Origin of the sequence: Blautia massiliensis (ex Durand et al. 2017), from assembly GCF_051861785.1 — a bacterium.
In the GTDB taxonomy this organism is placed as follows: Bacteria; Bacillota; Clostridia; order Lachnospirales; family Lachnospiraceae; genus Blautia_A; species Blautia_A luti_A.
In genome coordinates this window covers 2,803,244-2,828,191 of sequence record NZ_CP146725.1, presented here as the reverse complement: position 1 = coordinate 2,828,191, position 24,948 = coordinate 2,803,244, and the positions used below count along the sequence as shown (strand labels likewise).

Genomic DNA, 24,948 nt, shown 5'->3' with positions numbered 1-24,948 from the left:
TCCGGTGGACGTTTTCCTGTTACATTCCATTTACTTCTTAATTACAGCTATCATGGCTGGTCTCAGCCTTCCACTTCCCTCTCTGAAGGGCTCAGACCGGCCATGATACACTGTTTCTTTCTCTTTATGCCGCTGGCTGTATTTCTGGTCTTACGATGTCATTCAGCATCTTCTGACCATCATAATCCACACCTTTGGTTAGTATCGTATAAAATATCCGGATCAGCTTACATGCCACCGTTATCACTGACTGCATCTTTTTCAGTGGATTTTTCTCCCTTGTCCGGTAATAACTATGGATCTCTTTAAACTCCTTGTTTTTTCCGATCACGGATATCGCAGCTTCATATAATGCATATCTCAAACGCTTTCTTCCTCTGTGACTGATCCGGCTTTCTCCGTTGTGTTTCCCAGAGCTGTCCGCAACAATCGCATAACCGGCAAGCTTCTGCACCTGTTTCGGATTATCAAAACGTCCAATGTCTCCTACTTCTGCAATAAAGCAGCTCACCGTCTTTATCCCTATCCCATTGATCTCCATCAGCTTATCTATATAGGGAATTTCAGAAAGCGTTTTCTCTATCTCTTCCATAAGTTCATCCATCCGTTTCTTATATCCTTCGTAATCTTCCAGCAGGTTTCGGATCTCTTTTCTGGCACTTCTTGGTGCTTCCGTATTTCCAATGCTGTGCTCCGCTGCTGTTACCAGGGTCGTTGCCCTCTTAATCCCAGCGCCTTTCAGCCTTGCATCTCTCCATATTTTGTTTACACCTTCCACTCCAAGTTCCCTGATATCACAGGGCAGCGGTGCCTGTTTGATTACCATCAGTCCGCTTACTGCATCCGGATTCCTGTAAACGTTTTTGATCTCCGGAAAATAAATGCTGAACCAGCGGGCCATCCTGTTTTTGATCCTTGTGATTTCTTCCTGTGTCTGAATTCGAAGGTTAGACAGATTTCTGATCTCTGCATAGATCCCGGTTGGAATATATGGATATGAGAATCTTCCTTCATTTACCAGACTTGCAATTGTTTTTGGATCTTTACGGTCATTTTTACTTGGATTATTGTCATCCAGCTCTTTGGATTTCTTGACATGATGCGGATTCACATGTACCGGCTTCATTCCCTGTTCCTGCAGGTACGCTCCAAGGTTCAGCCAGTAGTGACCTGTTGGCTCCATTCCTGGAATAATAACTTCCATTCCATGTTTCTCTGCTATATCGTTCATCCATTTTTTGAATGCTGCAAATCCAGTTTCATCGTTACTGAAAGCAAACGGTTTCTTTGAGTACTCATAATTGCGCCAGTTAAAAGCCCTTGCATAATGGGTTTCACTTCCCACATCAATACCAATGATTAAAGTTTTTTCCGTAATAGATGCAATTTTTGCATTCTGTGTGTTATAATTCATTTCAAGTACCTCACTGTTTAATAAGATTTTTACTAACCGTGCAAAGTCAGTAATCTTATTTTACTCTGAGGTATTTTTTTCTCAACCTTCTTTCTCGGAATTCCCTATATTTGAATTATACAAGAAGCTCCCTTAATTAGTAAAACTTATTGATTGTGAATACGTACAAGAATGCCTTTGCTCAAAATCATATTCATATAGAATACATTTGCCAAATCCAACTGAATTTTGACCTAAGAAAAACATAAATGCATTTGGAGCAGCAGCAAAAATATGTAGTGTTGCACGCCGTTCCACAGTGCTTCTTCTGCCAATAGCGTTATAAACTGAATTTGCTAAAGCAGTTGCATGTGTTCCATCTTCTATCGAAAAATTTGTAGCACCAACATCGCTTGGCGTACAATTAATGATACATCCAATTGATAGATTGTTTTCTTTTATGAATTTTACCACGTCATTGTAAATGTTACGAGTGACATTTAATACTAATGCAGAATCATATTGATTCTCATTAAACTTTTCGTGGGAAATATCCCAATTAGTATAGTTCCTTTTAGATGACAGTTTCACATCCCATAATACAGTGCCATTGGTCGACGATTTTTGTATCGGAAATACGTTGATACCTGATTTGCTATCAAGAATTCTTCCTGCTGCAAAGGCTATAGACGCATGTGTATCTAAAAATATTTGATATGCATACTTGTTGCTTGTATTTGTGAGCAAAAATTCCTCCAAATTTCTATAAATATCTTTGTTCCAATCGTATTCACCCTTTATATTGCGACCATCAAACTTATTAATGAATGATAAACAACTCTCTGTGTCTTTTTCCAAGTTTTCTGCTCCACGGGTAAAGCTTTTCACACCAATAGATATTCTTTTAGGGGAATACTTATCGGCAACAAGAAAAATGCGTTTTTCCATTTCTCCATCAAAGTCTTTTCTATCAATACCTTTACCATGTGTTGAAGAAATCATCTGATCATTTACAGTCGCTGAAGCAATAAACCTAATTTGGTCAAACGTCATCATTTGATTGCTATCTGAAATATACTGATGCAACGAATCTCTTACAATTTTTTCTAAAACTTCTATTTCAAACGGCAAAATAAAAAACCGTATTCTCTTATTATCAAGCAAATCTGTATCAAACCCATTTAGCGACGATTTTGCTTCTTTATCAAGCACTTTCCCATAATACTTTTCGATTGACTTTATAAATGTGTTGGCGGACTTATCACATTGCCCGATTAAAAATAATTCATATTCAGGACTTTCTATATCCTTTATAAGGTCATCTAGCCATATTTTGATGTCTGATTTGGTAAAAGTATTTATCGTTGATTTTACTTGTATGCATTTAACAATTTGATTTTGCTGCTCTAATGCTATATCAACCTTATCATTTGATGTTGGAAATTCGACATATATCTTATCCCAGTTACCTTTATCAGTTAAGGCCTCTAATACTGAAGCAAACCCCTGGTATAAAAATCCCCGTGATGCTTCTTTTCCACCCATAATCCTCACCCTTTCCATCATTTATTTGCTTTACTAATCCATGTGATATTCTATAAACAGGCTACCTATTAAATAACCCCAAAATATTTCAAAGCATCTTTGATTGCTTCTACCTTTTCCGCTGTAGGATGCTTCCTCGGCTGTTTCAATTCCTCTACCGCATTAGGAGCATCGTACATTGGCAAGCCTAAATCTCTCTTTACCTCTGCGATATATGCGGTATGTACCTTGAAGCCGTATTTAGCTTCTATGTACTCCTTTATCATTTTGTAGGTCACTCGTTCTTTGGGCTTATATTCTTCGGCTCTTTTAGCAATATTATCAAGCGGAACTTTTCCCTCACCCTCGCCAAACTCAACTTTTACGTTGATATGTCCGTCTGGCTTTTTGCAGGAAAGCAGTACTACCGTCTCCACATGTGTTGTCACTAACATAGGAACACACATCTTTTACCTCGTTTACGATATGGGAACACAATTCTTTAGCTTTGTCCCCTACGCTCTTAGACTTGTCGAAACGTTCCTTTGCGTTTCCAATTTCATTCTTAAATCCTGTTTTATATATGAAAGTTATTTTATAGGGATCTTTTTCTCCGTTTTCATCGTAACCGCCAACAATTACCTTTTCAATTATACTCTCGAATATGCCTCTGTCAAATTCTTCCAGTACCTCATTATGAGACAGTGCTTTCTTAAAGTCTGCAATCCTTTTTTGCAGCGAACTTTCTTCATCCGCCTGCTGTTGAAAATACTCCAACTTAGCCTTTGCATTACTTAAATCTGTTTTGAGACTTACGTCTGTTTCTTCATAAATATCCTGCTCAACAATGCCGCTCAAATAATTATCCAACAACTTCTTTCTCTTGTATGAAAGATTATCAATCTTTTTTTGCAGCTTGTTTAACTGATCTTCTACGGAATTTTCTCCAAGAGCCTTTTCGGTACGCTTCAAAAATTCTTCCAATACGTCCTTATTGTCTCTGCAAAGCATCCGATATGACTCAACAAAAGCTTCCTCGATCACCTGCTCAGGGATTCCTTTACTATCCGGACAGAAACGCTTACCATCTTTCGTAGCTTTCACACACTGCCATATCGTTTTCTTATACTTTGAATTGCTGTGCCAACGTCTGCGTGAAAGATTAGCTCCACAGAATCCACATTCCAGCAAACAGCTAAAAGCATACTGTCGGCTGAATTTTTCTCTTTTTCCCGGTGTAACACCATGCTTACGGTTTCCGTTTCTACGGCTTCTGATTTCCTGCGCTCTGGCGAACATTTCTTCTGAAATAATCGGTTCGTGATGATCATGTATATAATACCGATCTTCTTCACCCAAATTCTCCAACCGCCTTTTCGAGATCGGATCAACCGTAAATGTCTTTCCTAATAAAATGTCACCTTTATACTTCTCGTTGTTTATAATTCCCATAACACTGGATGACACCCAGGGATTTCCTTTAATTGTCATTATCCCCTGTTCATTTAGTTCTCTGGCGATCATAGTGCTTCCTGCTCCCGCTACATACCGTTCAAATATATAGCGGACAACTTTTGCGCCTTCCTCATTAATGGAAATGGATTTTGTTGCTACATCATAATCATATCCCATGCAGCCCTGAAAACCAACAAGTTCTCCTCGTTTCATTTTCATCTTTAATCCTTTTTTCACATAAGCAGAAGTATTTTCAACCTCCTGCTGCGCCACAGAACTTAGGATCGTCATAAGAAATTCGCCGTCTTTTAAGGTATTGATTTTTTCTACTTCAAAGTAGACTGCGATATTTCTCTCTTTCAACATACGGACATATTTTAAAGTATCCAGCGTATTTCTAGCAAATCGTGGGATACTTTTTGCGATGATTAGATCAATCTTCCCATCCATACAATCCTGAATCAGCCGTTGAAATTCATCTCTCTTATCCGTTTTAGTTCCTGTAATGGCTTTATCGGCATAAACACCTGCAAAAATCCACTCTTTGTTATTTTGAATGAGATCCGTATAGTATCTCACCATAGAATTATAACTTTTTATTTGATCTTCATCGTCCGTACTTACACGGCAATAAGCGGCAACTCTTAATCGCTCGACACGTTTTCTGGCAGAGCCTTCAGAAAATTCATTTGCCTTAATCAACTCTATTTCCATTTTCCGCTCCTTTATTTTTGTATTCCTATCATAGTGTTGATTTTATTATAGATCAGCACAAAAGATTCGTCAAGCGGTAATATTGGAAACAATGCCATAATCTTTCATCAGTCTTTTCTGTATCAACGAATACTCATTTTCATCAATCAATTTCTTTGTTAAAAGCTGTTTTAACATAGCCAACTGCATTGTATATCGCAGTAATTTTTTTATATCCATTTCATTCTCCCCTTTCGCCACTGCAAAAAATCCTGCAGGCGGCTGTCGGGGAACAGCCTCATTGGTATCTCACCATCTTTTCAGACCGGAGCAGCCTCCCCGGAAGTATCATTATGAGAAACAGTGTCTTCGCCACAAAGTTCCCACACTCTGCCCGCAGCATGATATTTCTTCGCTCCTATCCATCTTCAAATTCCGTATCTGTCTATAAACATGAACTTTACGCCATAATGTCGCAAAGCGAAAATTGAGATTGAATCATCCTGGCGTATCTGCTGCCCGGCTCTACTGTTTCCTTTCGTCCTGCAGGATAAAATATTCAGTTTTCAATGTACAGTGCGTTCAGAATCAGAAATAGAAAGGGAATATTTCTGTCCTGTGGTTATAGCCGGATCTTAAAATCCAGAATTTTTGTAATCAGCTTTGTCTCCATCCGCCTTTTCATATATTCATCAGCCACATAATGAACTCTCCCAAATTCATCCTTGTATTCTCTCTTACACTCACTGTTGATAAATGGCTGAAAATAGGAAAGCACCTGATTGATTGCTTCGGCGTCACCCTCTATAGCCGCCTGGATGGTTTCAAACTCCGGCGGTTCTCTATGCTTCTTAGATCTCATATGTAGATTCACTCCATCAATTTTCTCATAAGCCTTAAAGAATCATCTTTGTGATAATGTACGGTACTCTGCACTAATTTTAGGCAGGCAGCAATTTCTTTTTCCGTCATATCCAGAAAATAAAGCATCAGAATAATTTCCCGTTTTTTTATAGGAAGTTTCTTCAATGCTTTACATATCCATTCATCACGGACTGGAACCTGCCTTCCCATCACTGTAAAATTCTCTGCCATATCATAATCATCGCAACAGTACAGCGTCTCCAGATCTTTCTGAAGAATTTCAGAAAAATTTACTTCCCGCTTTCTCTGCCGCTCCAATTCATCAAGATAATTCAGTGCCTCACCACGCAGAACTTTAATGCAGTAAGCACAAAATTTTCTCCGCACGATTTCTTTTTCCTGACGGTTCAGTTTCAAAGGGGATCACCTCCCCTCTGCTTAAAGCCGTAGTAAAAGACGTCTGATCCTCCCTTTCACAGCGAGGACAGGAGGTAAACTGATAAAAAATCGAAAAAGCGGGAAAGTATTTAAAAAAACTTTTCTCCAACTTCTCCAAAACCTTTCATCAGAATCTTTTTCCGATGACTGGTGGCCCACGGTTCCGTGGTTTATGGAGAAAGTTCCACAAATTTCGACAAAAAATAACGCCAGGGAGTTTTTTGAGCTTCCTGACGCTACTTTTTAGCTTTATTTCATATGGGATTTTATGCCAGTGAAATAGGTATGATAATGCTCTTTGAAGAGTGTACGGTAGTCCACCCGCAGATAAAATTTTTTTAACTGATCATCTAGGCTAAGCCTTTTTCTTTTTTTCAAAACAAAACCATCCATGTTTCTCCTGACGGCAGAACACAGATGGGAAACACAAATAAGCCCTGCCGTGAATGGGGCGGTGAATTAAGAAAACATTTTAGCAAGGAACGGTGTAGCCAAACGGCTATGCCGTTCTTTGCTGTTTTTCCGTTGTATTTTGGGCTTTTTCTTTCGCCCGTTCAAAATCAAATGCACCGATGAAGTTGTATACAATCGTGATTTCCCTTGTCTTGGATTTTTTGTCGGTATGGGAAACTTCGATACGGTCTATAAACTCCCGTAGCATAGCAGCGTCAAGCTGCTGCATATCGGTGTACTTCTTTACCGCGCTGATAAACGCTTTAACGTTGGTCTTTTGTTTTTCCTGCTGCTTGATTTCTTCCCGTAGCACTTCTGCCATAGCTTTTAGATTGCTCTGCTCCAATTCGTAATCATGGGACATTTTGATAAACCGTTCGTCAGACAATTTCCCGGTTACATTGTCCTCATATAAATGCTTAAACAGATTATCCAACTCGGCAATACGGGTTTCAGCTTTGGAAAGTGTTTCGCGCTTGCGGGAAAACTCTGCGTCGCGCTCTCGCAAACGGCTGTCTGCTGCTTCCTGCACAAACTCGGCTTCATGCTCTGTTACATAGTCGATTGCTTCCCGTAGGTTTTTCAAAACGATTTCATACAGAACAACATTTTTGATTGAATGGGTCGTACACAAGTCTTTGCCTTTCCGATAGGTTGAACAGATAAAATACTTCTGTTCTTCGGTGAAGTTCGTTGCTCGGCATTGATACATTTTACCGCCGCACTCTGCACAATAAAGCAGCCCGGAGAAAATACCCATATCGCCCATTTTGGTGGGGCGGCGGCGGGATTTGCGTATGTTCTGCACAATGAGAAATACACTTTCCTCTACAATCGGCGGCTGCGTGTTCTCAAAGATCACCCATTCGGACGGGTCGTTCCACAACTTCTTTTTGCTCTTGTAGGATTGCTTTCGGGTCTTGAAGTTTACGGTATGCCCTAAATACTCTATCTTTTCAAGCATACGGGAAACCGTTTCATTCGTCCACTTGTACGGGTTTGCCCCCGGCTTCGGCTTGTTGCCGACTTTCATACCCTTTGACAACCAATAGAAAGTAGGATTGAGGATTTCGCTTTTCTCTAACCATTTTGCAATTTGTGTCGGTCCCATGCCGGAAACGCACAATGCGAAAATCTGCTGCACAACGGCTGCGGCTTCCTCGTCAATAATCCACTTCTTTTTGTTGTCGGGGTCTTTCATATAGCCATAAGGCGGGATTGTAGTAAGGTGTTCGCCGGATTTTCCCTTTGATTGCCAAGTAGCGCGTATCTTCTTTGAAGTATCGCGGGCATACATTTCGTTGAACACGTTGCGGATTGCGGTAAACTCGTTTTCGCCCCGCGTACTGTCAACTCCGTCATTAACCGCGACAAAATGCACGCCAAAATCGGGGAACAGCATATCGGTGTAGAAACCGACTTGCAGATAATCACGCCCGAAACGGGACATATCTTTGACGATAACGCGCTTGATTTTTCCAGCTTTTATATCGGCAAGCATACGTTGAAATCCGGGGCGGTTGAAGTTTGTACCGGAATACCCGTCGTCCTCGTCATAATGTCGATAAGCGGTAATTCCATGCTCCCGGCAGTACCGTTCCAATATCTTCTTTTGGTTGGCAATACTGTTGCTCTCACCCTCTAATTTGTCCTCTTGTGAAAGGCGTTCATATAAAGCCGTTATGCCCTCGTCCTGCGCTTCCTGCTGCTGATCGCGCACATAGAATTGCAAAACATTATTTGAAATGGCTTCGCGGACTTCTTCGCTTAACACTTTGGGGACAGCAATCTGCTGAAAAGAAAAGGTCTTTGTCATTTGCACTCACCACCTTTCGCGGCAAGTGCAGCATATAGCTGTCTGTTCCAATCCAGCGTTGCATGGTCGCCGTTGATTGTTTCCAGAGAAATGCCCGTAGAAACGGCGTAATCTGCAAAAGCAAGCACATCTAAACTGTTACGGGAAATACGGTCAAGGCTCGTAGCAACGATTTTACTAATGCGCCCGTCGCTCATATCCTGCTGCATGAGGGAAAATGCGGGACGGTTAAAGTTCAAACCGTTATAACCGTTATCCACATACAGCGCAAAGGCGGCAATCCCGTTTTGGCTTGCGTGGTAAAGAAGTTTTTGCATTTGATTGTCAAGGTACAAAGTATCTATTTGTTGCGCCGCACGAAAATAGTATGCGGTCAATTTATCCGACTGTTTCATGTTACCTCCTATTCCGACAGCCGGACAAACAGGTTATATGTATTATACCACAAAACCCGTCGTCCGTCTGCAATAGGATTACATTTTCGGCATTATACCGGGCTTTTTCCCCGGTTTAAGTCATTATGGATTAAGCGGCGTACCTTTGTCGCGGCGTCCTCTTTTACACCGTCCTTAACAACGGCTTTGACAATATAGGTAATATCCCCGATTTTGTATTCGCGCACAACCGGTGATTTTGTTGTTTGCTTTGTTTGTTCCATAATGTAAAATCCCCCTTTCGTGGGATAACAAAAAGATTAAAAATGAAAGGCAGAAACGAACGGCTGTCAGCGGCAGCACCGCGGGAGTTTCACCCCTGCTCATTTAAGGCAGCTTTACCCAATGCCTGCGACGCTCTTAACGCTCGGACTATGGCTATAAAGGCGTTTTGTCCCGCCTATATGTCGTTGCCCACAAGCTGCTAAACCTGTTTTGCAGCGCGGTATTTCTCGCTCGACTTTCCCTGTGTGAAAAGCTGTCCTGGCGTACCCGCTGTTCGGCTCGATATAAGCGGTATGTATTCGTTTGCCTGTTATACTGCACCGCCGTTATCTTGCGGGCTTTCTTTATCAAGGAACAATAAGGCTTTGTCGGCCTGCAAAAGCACATCAACAGCGGATATGCTTTTACGGAACGACAAACAGCCCATAACGGGAAGCGTGGAAAGGGGTACACGCTCCCCGCATGGGCTAAAAGATTATCCTACATGAAAAGCAAGGGTGCGGGTAATAAGGCGCACTTGCAGCCTGTTACGCATTTCCTCGTCCACATAGGAATAGGTATTGCCCGCGTCGTCTTTCAGCGTGCGGGTACAAAGTTTCGCTATGTAACCCTCGTAGTGCTTCAAGATCGCGCACATGGCGGTTGTGTCGCCGTTTGCCGCTGCGGAAATGACAGGGAACGGCAACAGATTTTCAGACTTCCTAACGGTATTCATCATCTGCTTTTCCCTCCAAATACTGTTTGATTTTCGCAAGCGCGGATTTCCTGTGCCGGAAAACCGTCGTGCGTACAACATTCAGCAGTTCGCCAATTTCCGCGTCGCTCATATCCAAGAAGTAGGACAAAAGGATAATGTCGCGTTTCCTTTCGGGCAAAGCGTTAAGGGCTTCGGCAAGCAGTTCATTTTTGACGAGTACATCAAAGCCGGACACTTGAAAACGGAAATAATCGCTTTCGTATTCGTCCGTTGTGAAAAGCTGCGCGAGTTCGCTTTCGCTCAAATCCGAAAAAGTAACTTCGCGTGCTGCGCGTTTCGCAAGAGTGCGGCGGTGGCTTTTCGCTTCGCCGACCAAAGTTTTCTTTGCTAATGCGTCGTACTGATGTTGTATTCTTTCCTTGTCGGAAGAAGATAGCTCCATAGAGTTCACCTCCTTCCCGCGTGGAGTAGAGGACGGGAGTTAAAGGCTTGTCCTCTCTGCCCCTTTCGCTCTGTACCCGTTCGGGAGATGGCTCTTTGTTGCTCCTTTCAAAAATATATTGAAATAAACAAAATGCGCCCGCCCGCAAGACGCGGACGAGCGCAAAGGAATTGTGAGCAATATTTAGATGTACTGACAGTTCGTATTCATAGCCGGAATATCCCGCTGGCGGGTAATGGCTTTTTTTGACCGCAAAGCATTAGGCGGGTTACAGTAAATAAAAATAGACACGACGATACCTCCCAGATACCGCCGTATCCTTAAAAAAGGGCGACTTTAATACACTACCCGCAATCCATTCTATAATAGGGAACAGCGGCTTTTGCTCAATATTAAATAAAAAAGCCGATAACACATAGGTTTTTTGACCTAATGCGTTATCGGCTCTGCGTCTATGCGTCTGGCACTTTTAATCATTTTTTTTGAATTTATTATATGTGTTAGCTAACTGTCCACAAGCCGCGTTAATCTCTCTGCCATGAGAAACTCTCATAGTAACTTCAAGTCCTGCTTGCTCTAATTGATGTTTGAATGCAACTATTTCCCGTTTCTGTGGTGCTTTAATTCTTGAATTGCTTGTTGGGTTGTATTGTAACACGTTAATCATAACTTTTTTGCCCCGAAACCATTTTGCAAGTTGTCTTACATCTGAGGGCCGGTCATTTATACCCGGTAAAAGCAAATACGCAAAGACAATTTTGCGATTATGCCTTTCAGAATAGGATAAGGCTTGCTTAACAACATCTTCAATAGCATATATGCGCATGTGAGGAATAATACGATTTCTTGCAGATTGTGTTGCTGCGTGTAAAGATATTGTCAACTGAATTTTAAGATGTTCCTCGCGCAATTTTTTTAATTGATCGACCGGACCAACTGTTGATATGGTAATGCCGTCGGTTGGAAAGTTGAGCCCATATCTATCTCGGAGAATATGGATTGCTTTTATCAAGTTGTCATAATTGAATAAAGGCTCTCCCATACCCATAAAAACGATACGGTTTACTTTTCGACGCAACAATATAATCTGTTGTACGATTTCTGACGATGTTAGATTACGAACAAAGCCATTTCGCCCGGACTCACAAAAAATACAACCAACAGGACAACCGACTTGTGTGCTCACGCAAACAGTTCCACCATCTCGCCGCTTGATAAAAACCGTTTCAATGTATTTGTTGTCTTTCAGTTCGTAAACATACTTTTCAGTATCACTGCTTTTGCAAATATTTTTTACCAACATTGATAGATTTTTTTTGCGTGGTAATTGCTTATATAATTCTTCATATAAGGCTTTTGCTTCATTCTCGCCAATAACTTCCGACATTTCTTTGTAAGTAAATCCGTATGGATCATTCCGTACTTCCGCAGGCGTATATTTAGGTAAACGTTTCATTTTTATATCCTTTCTTCTAAATAATAAAAGTTTGTTTTTCTGTATTTTTGATTACAATCTCTAATTTTTCTACATCAATGATATGCGTCAATTTGCATTTAGGGCAGAAAAGAGGAAAATCTTTTAATACAGTATTATGAAATACTTGAACTCTCGTCTTTCCGTTACAAATCGGACATTTTATCCAATATTTTTTAAGCATTATATTTCACTCGTCCTTTTTACACAAAAAAATGCAGGTCAATCCTCAACATGAGCATTGACCTGCATTTATAATGCACAGAGCAGTACAACAAAACTAAGGCATAGCTTGCACTATGTCTATACTATATCTATACGTCGTTAGTTTTTTGTATAGCATCCGCAAAATAAGCATGACAAAAAAGCCCATGTTGAAAATGGGAAAATCCTTTTTTCAATGCTTATCTAATACGCATGCTATGCAACATAAACGCCGCCTCCTTTTACATAAATTTTATTTTATCAGAAAATCAGTCTACTGTCAATACACAACAGGAAGTATTTAACCTAATGATATGAATTGTGTGGACATATCCAAAAAGAAAGGTGAACTGTAAAATGTAACAGGGTGAATGAAAATGGCAAAAAGACCCGTACCATTGTACGACTTTAAGGCTTTCGGGGCAGCTATAAAAGCCGCGAGAAATGAATACGGCGAGAGCCGCAAAAAGGTAAGCGACGAGTTATATATTTCCCCGCGCTACCTTGCGAATATCGAGAACAAGGGACAACAGCCGAGTTTACAGGTATTCTATGACCTTGTAACCCGGTATCATATTTCGGTATTCTTCCTCGGTCAAGCGTGTCTTGATTACCCGGTGGCGGTGGGGCGTATTGTATTTTTTCATGGCTGTGAACCTCCTTTCATGGGTGGATTTTTTCAAGCGGCGTAAGCCGCAAAAAGGCGGGCTTGGGGTGGCAACCCCAACAAGATTCCCGCAGGACAAAATGAGCGATTAGCGAAATTTGGTACTGTGGTAGAATCTTGCTCTAAAAAAGTGACGGATTCCGCTGTGTAGGCTTTTGCTGATACTCTCGACGGAGAGGGCGGGGCTTCTGCCAACTTTGCGGCAATATTTTTCCCGTCATTATTACTACGCACTGGAAGAAAAATATGGCAAAGTCCCCCGGAAAATCTTTTCGTGTTTTCGTAACAGTATTTGACAAAAACGGGCGCAAAAAAACAGGAAACCTTTTTCTGATTTCCTGTTTACTGACTGCCTAAAATGGCGGCGGTTATTCGGTTGTCATTCCCCGGAAGCAAACTTGTAGCCTATGCCTAAAACGGTCTTTATGTAGGTGGGGTTTTTGCTGTCCGGCTCTATCTTTTTCCGTAGGTTGTAAATCACGTTGACAACGCTTGAATGGCAGCTATCGCTATCCATGTTCCAAACGGCTTCAAAAATCTGTTCTTGTGTGAGGACATTGCCGGGATTGGAAGCAAGGAATACAAGGGTACTGTATTCAAGGCGGGTAAGGTTTATTTCCTCCCCGTCCCTAAATACCCGGCGTTGGTGCTGCCTTATTTCCAGTCCCGGAAAAAAGAGTGTAGGAAAAACACCAAAAGACATGGTTTCCATTTTAGCTTGATTGGCAGTTATTAACGATATAATTTGTTCATATAAGTTGTTCTGATTATCTGTCCGAATTATTATTAATTTATCCATGTGTTTTCATGACCTATTCTGTCTGCTCTGGTTTTGTATGTTTAGAAGTTGCATATAGCAATGGGCTAACTTCTTTTTCACAAAATAAGCTAAGCCTATGGAGTGCTCTAGTACAGGCAACATATAAGAGATTTTTATCATCATCATCATAGTAGTTTTGATTGTCTGCATCACATATTAAGACAGCATCAAATTCCAACCCCTTTGACATATATACTGGTATAATAAATACACCTTGTAACTCTGCTGCACTTCCATTTTTGATTATTTGTATATCTAGTTTGTGCTTTAATTTGTTAAACAAGCAGATCGAATTATTTTCAGTTTTACAAATTAATCCTATTGACTGTAATCCTTTTTCCTGGCATGATTTTACCTCTTCAACAATCTTGTCAATAAAGACTTCGGAATTATCCGCAATAAATACTTCCGGGCTATCCCCTTTCCGATTAAAACTTTTTATCTGTGGACTTTGTTCTATGAATTTTAAGCTAAAATTTAATATCTCATTCGTGCAACGGAAACTTTTGTCTAACACGATAAGAGAAGATTTTTTCTTATTCAGTATTTTATGAATTTCTTCATAGAAAGATATATCCTCTTTTTTGGCAAGGGTTTGTTTCATATCCCCTAAGATTGTAAATTTAGCATTTGGAAATAATAAGCCGAATATTTCATATTGAAGCGGGTAATAGTCTTGAGCTTCATCAATGACAACCTGCTTGATATTTTTATATTCATTCGTTCCGTATATTTTTAAATATAAATAAAGCATTGCTATTGCGTCATCATAGTATATACAGCCTGCTTCCAGATTTTCTTTCGTATATTCCCGGATTTCCTTTATGCTCTCTGAGGAATTATTATTATGCAATAAACTGAAAAAATAGGATTCATTGCTAAATAATATTTTATACAACTCAAATATATCAATTTTTATAAAATTTTGTATTTCCTGCTTTACTAAATTTTTTTCTGCTTTATGTCCCCGTCCCTTTCCTGTTCCAAATATTAGTTCTAAAATATAATCTTCTAATTGCGCTAACTTTATGCCTAATGGAGTTTCTGTTCTTCCCAATACCTTATCCTGTAAAGTCTGCCTGCTTACAACACATGTTCCCTCATAATAAACATCATCAAATTCTATCCATTGACATGGAATATCATAAATAAATTTGTCTAATATTTCCCCAAAAAGTTTTGACGTTTTAAACTCGATACTGTCTTTATAAAGTTTTTTGTATTGTGAGGGAGCAATTATTTTTTCTAAAAAATCATTCTTGGACTGAATTTTCCTGCCTTTTAACAGCATATTTAGAATATCCTCAAATACAACGGAGATAACATTATCTTCTCCCAATTCGGGCAACACATTAGAAATATATTGCTCAAATATAGCATTAGGGGAAATAATTATAATATTATTTGCGGACAACTTTGTCTGTAATCCTTGATACATAAGATAAGCTGCCCGATGAAGGGCAATGGAAGTTTTACCGCTTCCTGCTACGCCCTGCACCATTAACAGGTCATTTTCCATATCTCTGATAACAGCGTCCTGTTCTTGTTGTATTGTTTCAACTATCGCTTTCATTTTGGCGGTGGTATTCTGTGATAATAGTTGTCTTAAAAATTCATCAACAATCTGCACATCTGTATCAAAAAAATATTTTAACGCTCCATTCTTGATTTCATACTGACGTTTTAATTTGAGTTCACCTGTTACCCGCCCGCATGGAGCGTCATAAAATGCTTCTCCTTTCATAAAGCGGTAAAAAATACTTGCAATCGGTGACCGCCAATCATAAACATACATCTCCTGATAACTGTTTTTCCGTAGAGAGGAACGTCCGATATATATTTTTTCAAATTCTTCCTCATCATCAAATTTAAAATCAATACGGGCAAAATATGGTGATTTTGTCATGTTTTCCAGTAAAAGTATTTTGTGTTCTTCTTCTTCATAATCTACAATTTTATCTATAACAGGGTTCATATATTGACTTAACTCAACAAGTGCCTCAAATCCGTCCGAAGTGTATAGATTTGTAACTCCATGTGCTGCGTTTTCACGAACTTCTTTTTTTACTTCAATAATTTGTGATTTCTTTTTTTCTGCTGCTTCTTTTGCTTGTTTTAATTGTTCCTCGGCTAAAGATATAGTTTGCTTTAATCTTATTTCTTCGTACTCTCTTTCTAACTGATTATTTCCCATAAAAAATACCCTCCTTGATAAAAACAACAGAAAATTTCTCACTGATACATTGCTAGGCTAGTTTAGCACACGTTTGCCTATATAAACAGTCTTGTAATCATGAAATTTGTATGATACTATTATGGTGGGAGAGAGAATACAAAAATATTGTATATGCAATAGTAAAAAGGTCAGTAGCCTTTCCCATTATCCCATATCTTCAGCAGACAGGAATACAAGCCCAGTAAATTCTTCTTACAGAACGTGGGAAAGCTGCACCTTAGCTTTTCCATGTCCTGTGAATAGAGTTATCCATGATTCCATAGCCTGTTATGCACATTTCCATAATGCTTGTCTTTGGTTCTTTTGTTCGGAATAGTGTGGTGCTGGCGGTCTATCTCTTGTTTTCGGTTGCTTGCTTCTTTACCGTACATGAGCATTTGCGCCCGGATTGTCGTTGCCGTAACCCTCCATGAGGTTGATAGCCCCCCAAATGCCAAGACCTGCGCCAAGCGCGATAACCAAAGTCTGCAATACACCAACTGCGCTGTTAAAGAAATCCATATAAACCTCGCTTTCTGCCGCTTTGCGGCTCAAAAAATGTTGTTGAAAATGAAAATGCCGCCGTTATTCCTCGGCGGCTGCGTCCTCGTCGGACAAATCTATTTCGTATATGTCAAAGGCTTCATCGGGCTTTACTATTGCCGGGCGGGTAGACATATACCGTTCCACATCAAAAGCGTTTTTCTTGTCGAAGTCGGAAAGGTATTTGTAGTTCGGGTGTTTCGTTATATCGTATTTGTCGCTTAAAAAGGGACGTACACCGCGTAGCTGCAAAATACATTTCCCACCGTCCATAACTGCTATTTCGTCCTGTGTCATCAACTCCTTTCCTAATTTTTGATAAGTAAGTCCATGAGAAACCTGCGTGCCGCGATTTTCGGAAGTGTTGAAACTGTCAATTGTTTCCCGTCCCAAGTTATCCGAAATATCCTTTGCATTTTTCCCACGTCCTCCCAAAAACAAGGTGCTGTCGGCATTATCAAGTATGATTTCTGCCGCGTCCTTGTAAATGGCTTTTAGCTGGCTCTGCGATTGCAGAATGATAGAAGCGGACATTTCCCGGCTGCGGATTGTGGCAATCAGTTTATCAAATCGGGGTATCTGTCCGATGTTCGCAAACTCGTCAAGCAAAAAGCGGACGTGAACAGGCAATTTGCCGTTATATTCGTCGTCCGCTTTGTCGCAAAGCAAATTGAAAAGCTGCGATTGCAGCATAGCGATAACAAAATTAAACGTGCTGTCCGTATCGCTCATTATGAGGAAAAGTGCGCTCTTTCTGTCGCCTAACGTGTCAAGTTCTAATTCGTCGTAGGACATGAGATCGCGCAATTCCTTAATATCAAAAGGCGCAAGCCTCGCACCGCAAGAAATGAGGATTGATTTTGCTGTTTTGCCCGCCGCCAATTTATATTTTCGGTACTGCTTCACCGCGAAATGGTCGGGGTCGCGTTCTTCCAAGTCGGCAAACAGCAGATCGACGGGGCTTTGATATTCCTCGTCGTCCTCGCGGGCTTCGCTGGCGTTGATAAGTTCCAACAGGGTAATAAAGTTCATTTCCTCGGCGGGGGCTTCATACCAGATGTAGCCAACCAATGCGCAATACAATAACCTTTCCGCTTTTACCCAAAAATCCTCCGCACTTTTTTCTCCCTCGCCTTTGGTATTCGCTATCAACGTGTTTACCAGCTTCAAAATATCTTTCTCGCTGCGGATATACACAAAGGGGTTGTAGTGCATAGATTTTTTGAAGTTAATCGTATTCAGTACCTTAATGCGGTAGCCCGCCCGTTGCAGCAGCTTCCCGCACTCAATCAAAACCGTACCTTTCGGGTCTGTCAAGACGTAAGAGGAATGAAGCTGCATTAAATTCGGCTTGACGAAAAACCTTGTTTTTCCGCTGCCGCTGCCGCCGATCACGACGACGTTCTTATTTCTTGCGTACTTCGGCTGCTTCGGGCGGCTGTTCATGGTAAGGCGTTCCGTCTGTGTCAAAATGATGTTGTTTTGAAACTCCGGGTCTATGTAGGGCTTAATATCTTCGGCGTTTCCCCATCGGGCAGAGCCGTACTCCGCGCCCTTGCGGTATTTCTTCGCGTTTTTCCCTTTGACATAGACAATCAAGCGGATAATCACCGCGCCGACAATGCCGACAAGCAAATCCAGCGGGTAAATGCTCGGCAAGGCACTTTCAAAGGCTGCGGAAAATCCCTGCGTGATATTCAGTATCTTTGCGGAAATATCCGCGCCGGGGGCAAGCCGCACCGCCTGTCCGACTTTATCAAAGAGATAGACAAAGAACACATAGGGGATATTCGGAAGTATTAGCTTTTTGTAGTTAATCTGCTTCATATCTCGCGCCCCCTGTCCATTTTCTTTACCTTGTCGCGGGCGGCGTTAAGCTGCTTTGCCTTGTCCTTTGCAGCGGCAAGGGCTTTGCGGATAGAGGGCTTTTTCTCCCTGTTCAGCTTCTTTGCGGAAAACTCTTGAAACGCTGCGGTCATAACGTCTGCGTCCCGGCCTTTGAAAAACACAAGGTAGCGGGTCTGCTCGCCCTTAACCTTTTTCAGCGAAAAATCTATGTTGTATTTCTTCGCCGTACTCTCAAAGGCTTTAATATTGCTGTCGGTGATCTCGATGTTGGAAACACCCGCGTTCTGCTTCATAAGCTGCCGCATGGTCTGTTTCCCATGCGCGGGCTTGCTTTTCTGCTCCAAAAACTTTTGGATTGCTTTCTGCAACGCCTGTTCGGTAAGCCGCGCCGCGCCTTTTCCCACTTTGACGTATAGGGCAATCGTTTTTTGGGTTACTTCCTCCTGCAAGGTATCAACTCCTTTCCCGGTAAAATGCGGCTATGCTCATTCGCCGCCGTATAAGTCGTGATTGACAAGGGCGGTATAGTAGCTGTCAATGGTACTCGGCGCGTTGAACAGCACCGCTTTTAGATACTGCTTGATGTTGCGCACCTTGGTTGTGTTCTCCCTCATGCAGTCCAAAATAAACTCAATATGGCTGCTGTTCAGCTTCATAAACTTGGATTTGACAAGTTCGGCTGGGTAGTCGTCCCCGGCAATACGGATTGTCTTTCGTGCTGTGCAGACGGTTTCCAGCATAAGGTCAACTATCTCGTCCAAACGGTCTTTGTCAATTTTGCAGTTTTGAATGAGATGATCGTATTCGATATTGTCCTTGATAATTTCCCTGTAAATCTCTACTGCGTTATTGCTTTTCGCTTCCGTTCTTTTCCTTTCCGGCGGCGTAGCCGCTTCGCCCTGTGCAAAGGGCAAGGGATTTAGGGAATGGAAAGGAATGGAATGGGTACTTGATAAATCAGTAATTGATTGTTCTTTACTTGATATATCTTTATTTAATTGCGTTGGATTTTCCAACGTAGGCTTTTCCTGCGTAGGTTTTTCCAACGTTGGATTATCCAATGTTGGATTTTCCAATGTAGGGTAATCCAATATAGGCGGCTGTTCGCCGCTGGTAGCTGCTTCCGGCTCTCGCGGCTGCGGCTGCTCATATATGACATAATCCGCACCCCGCAAGCGTCCTTTCTCGTCGCGCTCCCGGCTGCGCACGATATATCCGGCTTTTTCGAGTTCTTTTACCGCTTCGCGGATTGCGTCGATCTTTTCCCGGTTGATATGGGATAAGCCCGCAAGGGTATAATCCCAATCCTCCGGCAAGGACAGCATTTGCGACAACAAGCCCTTTGCCTTTAAGGTGAGTTCCTTGTTGCGCAAGTGGTGGTTGCTCATAACAGTATATCCCGTATTTCGCTCCACTCTGAAAACTGCCATATTTTCTCACTTCCTCTCTTGGTCTGCGTGGAATATTAGAAAGCCGTTTTCGGCGGTTTTGGTATTGCAATATGCCCTCTGCCGTTTTCGCGTCTGCAAAGCCGCATGGCACAAGGGCTTTTGCCCGTCTATTTGTCCATGCTGGTAGTCGTTTTCCGCGTCCTTTTGCCGTGGCAATAGGGACACTCTTTGAAAACGCAAAACTCATATTTCCATTGTGGGCGGTAGAAACGGCAAGTGCCGCAATCTTCATTACCTCTGGCACAACCGGATTGATAGCGGTCAAATCCCGGCTTCTGCTGCATGAGCAGTTCAAACGCCCGCTGCTTGCCCTCTGTGAAATACATTCCGGCTGCGCCTCCTTTCCTGCGGGCATAAAAAAACGCCACAACTTCTTTGAAGCTGCGGCGTAGTATGCAGAAAGGGACGCTATCTTTCGATAACGTCCCTTTTGCTTGGTTATTCACTTGTAACCTGTTTGCCCGCTGTCCTTAAAACGCGATGATATAAGGGTTTTTGCTTGTTTTCTTATCTCACCGCGCTTAAAAGCCGTTTTTTTTTAATTGACCTTTCACCAGGGCTATAAATTCATTTTATATCAGCATAATATTGCCTATTAAATATGCAAGATAAGGTTATGTAAAAACCTTAATCGGCAAGATAGAATATATGTGATGTGAATGATTATGCCGAAAGATAAACTGAGTTATCTGGGAAACTGTATTCGCCAGGCAAGAAACGATTGTAATCTTACACAACAAGATCTCGCAGATCAATCCCATGTGGCGATTAAAACAATCCAGATGATTGAAAAAGGAAAAATAAATCCTTCCTACGAGATCCTCTATCCATTAATCAAACGTCTTGGTATTTCTGCCAACACTTTGTTTAACCCGGAAATATCTGATGCGGACGAGGAGATCCAGCGGTTCATAGGGAAATTCCAAGCCTGTATCCCTGAAAATCGAAAGATCCTATTAAACACACTGGATTATCTGGCGGAACAACTTCTAACACTTCAGCATAATCCCAGTGAGAATTTAGAGTAAAACCAGCAGTGCAAAGACTCATCTTATTACTGCTGGTTTCTTTTGCTCTATATCCCATTTTCAAAATCTTTTAGATTGCAGTTCTTACACAATCTGTCACATAACCAAACATATATTATAAATTTTATTTGTGTCCTTTCAGCGCAAAATTTCTTTAATTTCGGTATAATTCTAAAAGAACTTTTCGCAATTTTCTGTATCCTCTCTTTTCAATTAAAGAATCTGTCCATAATATACTCATTTTTTAACTGCTGCTTTCATTTTTTCAAAACTCTCTGAACTAATTACATGCTCCATCCGGCAGGCGTCCGCCTCCGCAATTTCAGGGTCAACGCCTGCGGCGATAAGCTACTCAGTAAAGAAGCAATGGCGCTCGTAGATTTTTTCGGCAACCTTGCGGCCCACATTGGACAGATGGCTAAAGTGATCTTCGTCCATTGTGATAAAGCCGCCATCTTTTAGGGTATTGACCGCCACACATACACTCGGCTTCGACACTCCCATGTGCCGAGCCACATCTACGGAGCGCACCATACCGAGTTTCTTTTGGAGAACAAGGATGGTTTCCAGATAGTCCTCTCCAGACGCATGAAGTTTCATCAGTACCTCCTTATTGCAAGCTAAACGCTTAACTTCCAATTTGCAGAAGCCGTCTGCAAATCGACCAGCCTGTGATATAGCCCGTTTTCCTTCATAAGTTCCTCATGGGTTCCATTTTCGACTACAATGCCATCCGACAGTACAACGATGTTATCAGCAGCTTCAACCGTTCTCATTCTATGAGCGATAATAAGAACCGTCTTTCCCTTGACCAGCTTTGAAATTGCATTTTGAATTTCTGTTTCATTGTCTACGTCAAGAGAGGCAGTAGCTTCATCCAGGAGAATAACAGGAGCATCTTTCAAAAGGGCGCGGGCGATAGAAAGGCGCTGGCACTCACCGCCAGATAATGTTGAACCGTTTTCTCCAATCACCGTCTGATAGCCGTCCGGCAATTTTGAAATAAATTCATCACACTGAGCCGCTTTAGCTGCAGCAATCACTTCCTCGTCCGTAGCGTCTTTTTTGCCAACACGAATATTCTCCATGATGGTGTTGTTAAAAAGTACAACATCTTGAAAAACGATAGAGAAATTTTTCATCAGCATGGTTGAATTGAGTGGGGCAATATCGGTTCCGCCTAAAAGTATTCTTCCTCCATCCAGCGGATAGAATTTTGCTGCCAGCTTTGCAACGGTACTTTTGCCGCCGCCGGATGGGCCGACTAATGCTGTGACTTGTCCCTGCTTTGCGGTAAATGAAACATCCCGCAGCACTGGCTTGTCTTTTTCATAAGAAAACCGGACATGGTCGAAAGTAATATCGTATCCGTTTGTGTGAATCTCAATCTCGCCGGTCTCTTCTGGGTATTCTTCAATTTCTTTCAAGCGATCCACTTGAAGTTGTACGGAAAACAGCTCTGCCATATTTGCCATTGCCCCGGAAAGCGGATCATACAGGCGGGATGCAGCAATCAAAAACAGGATATAGGTAAACAGGGATGTATCTCCATTTACCACAAGACTGTTACCCACAACAATTACCGTTGCCAAACCAAGCCGCAGGAACATCTGTCCAGTTGTCAGCAGGCTTGCTGTCGTCATTTCAGAGGAAATCTGTGCCTTTTCCGCAGCATCCATCTTCGCATCCAGTTTGCGGAGATAATCTTCCTCCTGATTGCAAGCTTTTATATCCTGTACGGTTTCCAAACATTCCTGAATGCCTTCGGCCAGTTCTAATCTAGCGTTCATGTGCTTTTTGCTAAGTTTTTCCTGGCATTTCCGGGACAGGATTACGATTGCAAAGGAAATCGGAGCTACCCAAAGAAGGGCCAGACCCATTTGCCAGTTAAAGATCAACAAGCCAATACAAACAATGCCTGTTGAGATAACAGCTCCAAAGAATTGCGGAACTGTATGGGAAAATGCGTGTTCAAAATTTGCACAGTCCCCCATAATTGTACTTGTCAGATCAGCAAGATCGCGCTGATGGAAAAAGGTCAGCGGAAGGGTACGCAATTTTTCCGCAAGGCCAATACGCCGCCGTGCGCTTTCGTCATAGGTTCCGAGATATGTTGCAGTGTACTGGCAATAGTGGAATATAAAAACTACGGCTAAAATCACTATTCCAATCACCGTGTAAACGACGGCGCTAATCTCCGGTGCAGTTGTTCCCAAAATGGGCGCAAGAAGTTGATTAAGGACGATTGCCAGCAGAATAACCGGAAACATAAGACTGATATTTGCCAGTACGGAATAAATAATTCCTTTCAGCAGGTCTTTTGCACCCTGATTGCTTAACGCATACTTGTTCTTCAATGCTTTAATCATGCTGTTCGCCCTCCTTTCCGACCTTCCATGCAATTGATGTCTGGTAATCCTTCCACATGGAGGAATAAATTCCATTTAAGTTTAATAGTTCTTCGTGTGTTCCCCTTTCTGCAATCTGTCCATCCTTAAAGACCAGAATGAGGTCTGCATCCTGTATTGTAGAAAGCCGGTGGGCTATCATCAGAACAGTTTTATTTTGGGTCAACCGCTCAAAGGCAAGCTGTATCTGATGTTCGTTCTCGGCGTCTGCAAATGCTGTGGCTTCGTCAAGCACGATAATAGGAGCATCTTTTAAGATAGCCCTTGCCAACGCAATCCTCTGGTTTTCGCCGCCTGAAAGATAAGTACCTCCTGTTCCAACGAGCGTATCAAGTCCATCCGGGAGCCGGTCAATAATATCTTTGCACTGTGCTTCATTGGCCGCTTTCATCACTTCTTCCCTGGTGGCGTCTGGACGGGCCGCCTTAATATTATTAAGTAAGGTATCTTTGAACAGGCGGGTATTCTGAAACACAAAAGCAACTCTTTTCATCAGTTCTCGTTTTTCAATATTGCGGACATCCACGCCGCCAATCGTAACGGAACCTGACTGAACATCATAAAATCGGGGGATGAGGCTTGCCGCCGTACTTTTACCACTGCCAGAAGCTCCAACAAGCGCAACCGTTTTCCCTGCTGGAACCACAAAGCTGATATGGTCTAAGGCTTTTTCTTTGGCACCTGGATAGGAAAAAGACACATCCGAAAACACAACCGAAGCGTCTGCCGGAATCATAGGATGCTCCGGCTCCTTTAATGGCTTTTCCTGCAAAATTTCGTCCACTCGGCTGACTGCGCTTTTTGCGGCCATAAGCTGCTCACTGGCAAACATGATACGGTTCATCATAGTTGCACAGACCGGGGTAAACAGACTATAAAACAGGAAATCCAGTACAACATTTTCATAAGCCGCCTGTCCGCTGATCCCAGATAGAATAAACATAACCACCGGAATGAGCAAAACAAATGTGCCGTTCAGCGTTACTGTAAATCCGGTAAGAGGAATACGACATTTCAAAGCATACCCGGAAGCAAATTTCTCATATTCTTCTATCGCTGCATGGAAATTTTTGAAGGAGTAAATTGTCTGCTGAAACACCTTTACAACAGGGATACCGCGAATGTATTCCACGGCCTCTTTGTTCATTGTTTCCAATGCGGTCATATACTTGCCCATAAACTGTGCATTATCTCCACCCATCATCTGTTTCAAAAAGATGACGCTGATCCCCATAGGTATCAGACAGCAAATTCCCAGCCGCCAGTCAAAGAGGAAAATCAAAACAATAACCGCAACCGGCATGACGGCTGCACCGGTCAAATCCGGGAGCTGATGGGCCAGGAACCCTTCTGTAAGTCCTGCATTATCATCAATGATTTTCCGCAGCTGTCCACTGGCATTTTGGCTGAAATAGCCCAACGGCAGTGTCACAATATGGTGAATTGCTGTTTTCCGCATATTGGTCGCTGTACGAAACGCCGCCAGGTGGGTACAGTTCAAAGCGATGAAATAAATTAAAATACTTGCTGCTGCAAACACGACTGCTATCCACGCATAACGAGTACTTTCCGTTGCACGAGATATATCCCCCGCAGCGAATGCCTGGATCAAATCACGGATAACAAGCCATATACAAACAAAAGGCAGCATAGAAAAAATGGTACTAATCCCGGAGAGGACACAGCCCAAAATGGTCAGAACATGGTAATTCCCTGCGTAACTGAACATTCTGGACAGCTCTCCATTTTTTTGCTTATCCATAAGCAAGGCTCCTTTCGCAATAATAGGTGGGTTAGCATTTTCTAACTCACCTATTATTATAAAATCATTCAGTTGTTTTTGCCACTCCATACAG

At 41.9% G+C, this 24,948-nt stretch carries 23 protein-coding genes and 3 pseudogenes; 2 read left to right on the top strand and 24 right to left on the bottom strand.

What is annotated here, in order from left to right:
* Positions 1 to 124 precede the first annotated feature (124 nt).
* The 14 genes and pseudogenes from V9W66_RS13265 to V9W66_RS13200 form a co-directional block, all read right to left on the bottom strand.
* Positions 125 to 1,414, bottom strand: coding sequence for an IS110 family transposase (locus V9W66_RS13265; RefSeq protein ID WP_144093630.1), 1,290 nt, complete (start codon positions 1,412 to 1,414; stop codon positions 125 to 127).
* 132 nt (positions 1,415 to 1,546) lie between these two features.
* Positions 1,547 to 2,938: an SAVED domain-containing protein gene (locus V9W66_RS13260; protein ID WP_144094993.1), complete on the bottom strand. Its 1,392-nt coding sequence runs from the start codon at positions 2,936 to 2,938 to the stop codon at positions 1,547 to 1,549.
* A gap of 68 nt (positions 2,939 to 3,006) precedes the next feature.
* Positions 3,007 to 3,363 (bottom strand): annotated as a pseudogene (locus V9W66_RS13255) (RNA methyltransferase); the annotation flags it as partial.
* Complete coding sequence (locus V9W66_RS13250) at positions 3,293 to 5,086, bottom strand: recombinase family protein (RefSeq protein ID WP_144094989.1); 1,794 nt, start codon at positions 5,084 to 5,086, stop codon at positions 3,293 to 3,295. The gene V9W66_RS13250 and the pseudogene V9W66_RS13255, both read right to left, overlap by 71 nt.
* 69 nt (positions 5,087 to 5,155) lie before the next feature.
* Positions 5,156 to 5,305 (bottom strand): SHOCT domain-containing protein, encoded by a 150-nt coding sequence (locus tag V9W66_RS13245; RefSeq protein ID WP_144094987.1) that lies wholly within the window; start codon positions 5,303 to 5,305, stop codon positions 5,156 to 5,158.
* A gap of 382 nt (positions 5,306 to 5,687) precedes the next feature.
* Positions 5,688 to 5,927 carry a helix-turn-helix domain-containing protein gene (locus tag V9W66_RS13240; protein ID WP_144094984.1) on the bottom strand — a complete coding sequence of 80 codons (240 nt, stop codon included), beginning with the start codon at positions 5,925 to 5,927 and terminating at the stop codon, positions 5,688 to 5,690.
* An 8-nt stretch (positions 5,928 to 5,935) separates the two neighbouring features.
* Positions 5,936 to 6,346 (bottom strand): RNA polymerase sigma factor, encoded by a 411-nt coding sequence (locus V9W66_RS13235; protein ID WP_144094982.1) that lies wholly within the window; start codon positions 6,344 to 6,346, stop codon positions 5,936 to 5,938.
* A gap of 520 nt (positions 6,347 to 6,866) precedes the next feature.
* Positions 6,867 to 8,636, bottom strand: a complete 1,770-nt coding sequence (locus tag V9W66_RS13230; protein WP_102365003.1) for a recombinase family protein — start codon at positions 8,634 to 8,636, stop codon at positions 6,867 to 6,869.
* A complete protein-coding gene (locus V9W66_RS13225) occupies positions 8,633 to 9,031 on the bottom strand; it encodes a recombinase family protein (RefSeq protein WP_102365004.1) in 399 nt (132 codons plus the stop codon). Before V9W66_RS13225 ends, V9W66_RS13230 begins: the two co-directional genes overlap by 4 nt.
* Before the next feature lie 92 nt (positions 9,032 to 9,123).
* Positions 9,124 to 9,294, bottom strand: a complete 171-nt coding sequence (locus tag V9W66_RS13220) for a transposon-encoded TnpW family protein (protein ID WP_102365005.1) — start codon at positions 9,292 to 9,294, stop codon at positions 9,124 to 9,126.
* 476 nt (positions 9,295 to 9,770) lie between these two features.
* Positions 9,771 to 10,013: a helix-turn-helix domain-containing protein gene (locus V9W66_RS13215; protein ID WP_002604473.1), complete on the bottom strand. Its 243-nt coding sequence runs from the start codon at positions 10,011 to 10,013 to the stop codon at positions 9,771 to 9,773.
* The gene (locus tag V9W66_RS13210; protein ID WP_002604474.1) at positions 9,997 to 10,434 is read right to left on the bottom strand and encodes a sigma-70 family RNA polymerase sigma factor; all 438 of its coding nucleotides are present in this window, start codon (positions 10,432 to 10,434) and stop codon (positions 9,997 to 9,999) included. Before V9W66_RS13210 ends, V9W66_RS13215 begins: the two co-directional genes overlap by 17 nt.
* 469 nt (positions 10,435 to 10,903) lie before the next feature.
* Positions 10,904 to 11,890: a 23S rRNA (adenine(2503)-C(2))-methyltransferase RlmN gene (gene rlmN / locus V9W66_RS13205; RefSeq protein ID WP_006774449.1), complete on the bottom strand. Its 987-nt coding sequence runs from the start codon at positions 11,888 to 11,890 to the stop codon at positions 10,904 to 10,906.
* A gap of 16 nt (positions 11,891 to 11,906) precedes the next feature.
* The gene (locus tag V9W66_RS13200) at positions 11,907 to 12,092 is read right to left on the bottom strand and encodes a cysteine-rich KTR domain-containing protein (RefSeq protein WP_003431289.1); all 186 of its coding nucleotides are present in this window, start codon (positions 12,090 to 12,092) and stop codon (positions 11,907 to 11,909) included.
* A 397-nt stretch (positions 12,093 to 12,489) separates the two neighbouring features.
* Between V9W66_RS13200 and V9W66_RS13195 the strand changes: the two genes are divergently transcribed.
* On the top strand, positions 12,490 to 12,804 hold the full coding sequence (locus tag V9W66_RS13195) for a helix-turn-helix domain-containing protein (RefSeq protein ID WP_306418649.1): 315 nt from the start codon (positions 12,490 to 12,492) through the stop codon (positions 12,802 to 12,804).
* 354 nt (positions 12,805 to 13,158) lie between these two features.
* On the opposite strand, the gene V9W66_RS13190 is transcribed toward V9W66_RS13195, so the two are convergent.
* The 7 genes and pseudogenes from V9W66_RS13190 to V9W66_RS13160 form a co-directional block, all read right to left on the bottom strand.
* Positions 13,159 to 13,491, bottom strand: coding sequence for a winged helix-turn-helix domain-containing protein (locus V9W66_RS13190; protein ID WP_227616378.1), 333 nt, complete (start codon positions 13,489 to 13,491; stop codon positions 13,159 to 13,161).
* Positions 13,492 to 13,591: 100 nt separating this feature from the next.
* Positions 13,592 to 15,793, bottom strand: a complete 2,202-nt coding sequence (locus V9W66_RS13185) for a HelD family protein (RefSeq protein WP_144094980.1) — start codon at positions 15,791 to 15,793, stop codon at positions 13,592 to 13,594.
* A 414-nt stretch (positions 15,794 to 16,207) separates the two neighbouring features.
* A pseudogene (locus V9W66_RS13180) lies at positions 16,208 to 16,336 on the bottom strand (Maff2 family mobile element protein); the annotation flags it as partial.
* A 63-nt stretch (positions 16,337 to 16,399) separates the two neighbouring features.
* Positions 16,400 to 18,184, bottom strand: a complete 1,785-nt coding sequence (locus V9W66_RS13175) for a VirD4-like conjugal transfer protein, CD1115 family (protein ID WP_070087586.1) — start codon at positions 18,182 to 18,184, stop codon at positions 16,400 to 16,402.
* Positions 18,181 to 18,654: a PcfB family protein gene (locus V9W66_RS13170; protein WP_002604484.1), complete on the bottom strand. Its 474-nt coding sequence runs from the start codon at positions 18,652 to 18,654 to the stop codon at positions 18,181 to 18,183. The genes V9W66_RS13175 and V9W66_RS13170 overlap by 4 nt, the downstream gene beginning before the upstream one ends.
* A gap of 36 nt (positions 18,655 to 18,690) precedes the next feature.
* Positions 18,691 to 19,635: a DUF6017 domain-containing protein gene (locus V9W66_RS13165; protein ID WP_102365027.1), complete on the bottom strand. Its 945-nt coding sequence runs from the start codon at positions 19,633 to 19,635 to the stop codon at positions 18,691 to 18,693.
* 128 nt (positions 19,636 to 19,763) lie between these two features.
* Complete coding sequence (locus V9W66_RS13160; RefSeq protein WP_262538996.1) at positions 19,764 to 20,102, bottom strand: hypothetical protein; 339 nt, start codon at positions 20,100 to 20,102, stop codon at positions 19,764 to 19,766.
* Between the two features lie 219 nt (positions 20,103 to 20,321).
* On the opposite strand from V9W66_RS13160, the gene V9W66_RS13155 reads away from it, so the two are divergent.
* The gene (locus V9W66_RS13155) at positions 20,322 to 20,684 is read left to right on the top strand and encodes a helix-turn-helix transcriptional regulator (protein ID WP_144094978.1); all 363 of its coding nucleotides are present in this window, start codon (positions 20,322 to 20,324) and stop codon (positions 20,682 to 20,684) included.
* A 237-nt stretch (positions 20,685 to 20,921) separates the two neighbouring features.
* Here the strand turns inward: V9W66_RS13155 and V9W66_RS13150 are convergent.
* The 3 genes and pseudogenes from V9W66_RS13150 to V9W66_RS13140 all read right to left on the bottom strand — a co-directional run bounded on the left by V9W66_RS13150 (position 20,922) and on the right by V9W66_RS13140 (position 24,854).
* Positions 20,922 to 21,284: pseudogene (locus V9W66_RS13150) on the bottom strand (metal-dependent transcriptional regulator).
* 20 nt (positions 21,285 to 21,304) lie between these two features.
* On the bottom strand, positions 21,305 to 23,053 hold the full coding sequence (locus V9W66_RS13145) for an ABC transporter ATP-binding protein (protein WP_144094976.1): 1,749 nt from the start codon (positions 23,051 to 23,053) through the stop codon (positions 21,305 to 21,307).
* A complete protein-coding gene (locus tag V9W66_RS13140; RefSeq protein WP_144094974.1) occupies positions 23,046 to 24,854 on the bottom strand; it encodes an ABC transporter ATP-binding protein in 1,809 nt (602 codons plus the stop codon). The genes V9W66_RS13145 and V9W66_RS13140 overlap by 8 nt, the downstream gene beginning before the upstream one ends.
* Between the last annotated feature and the right edge of the window lie 94 nt (positions 24,855 to 24,948).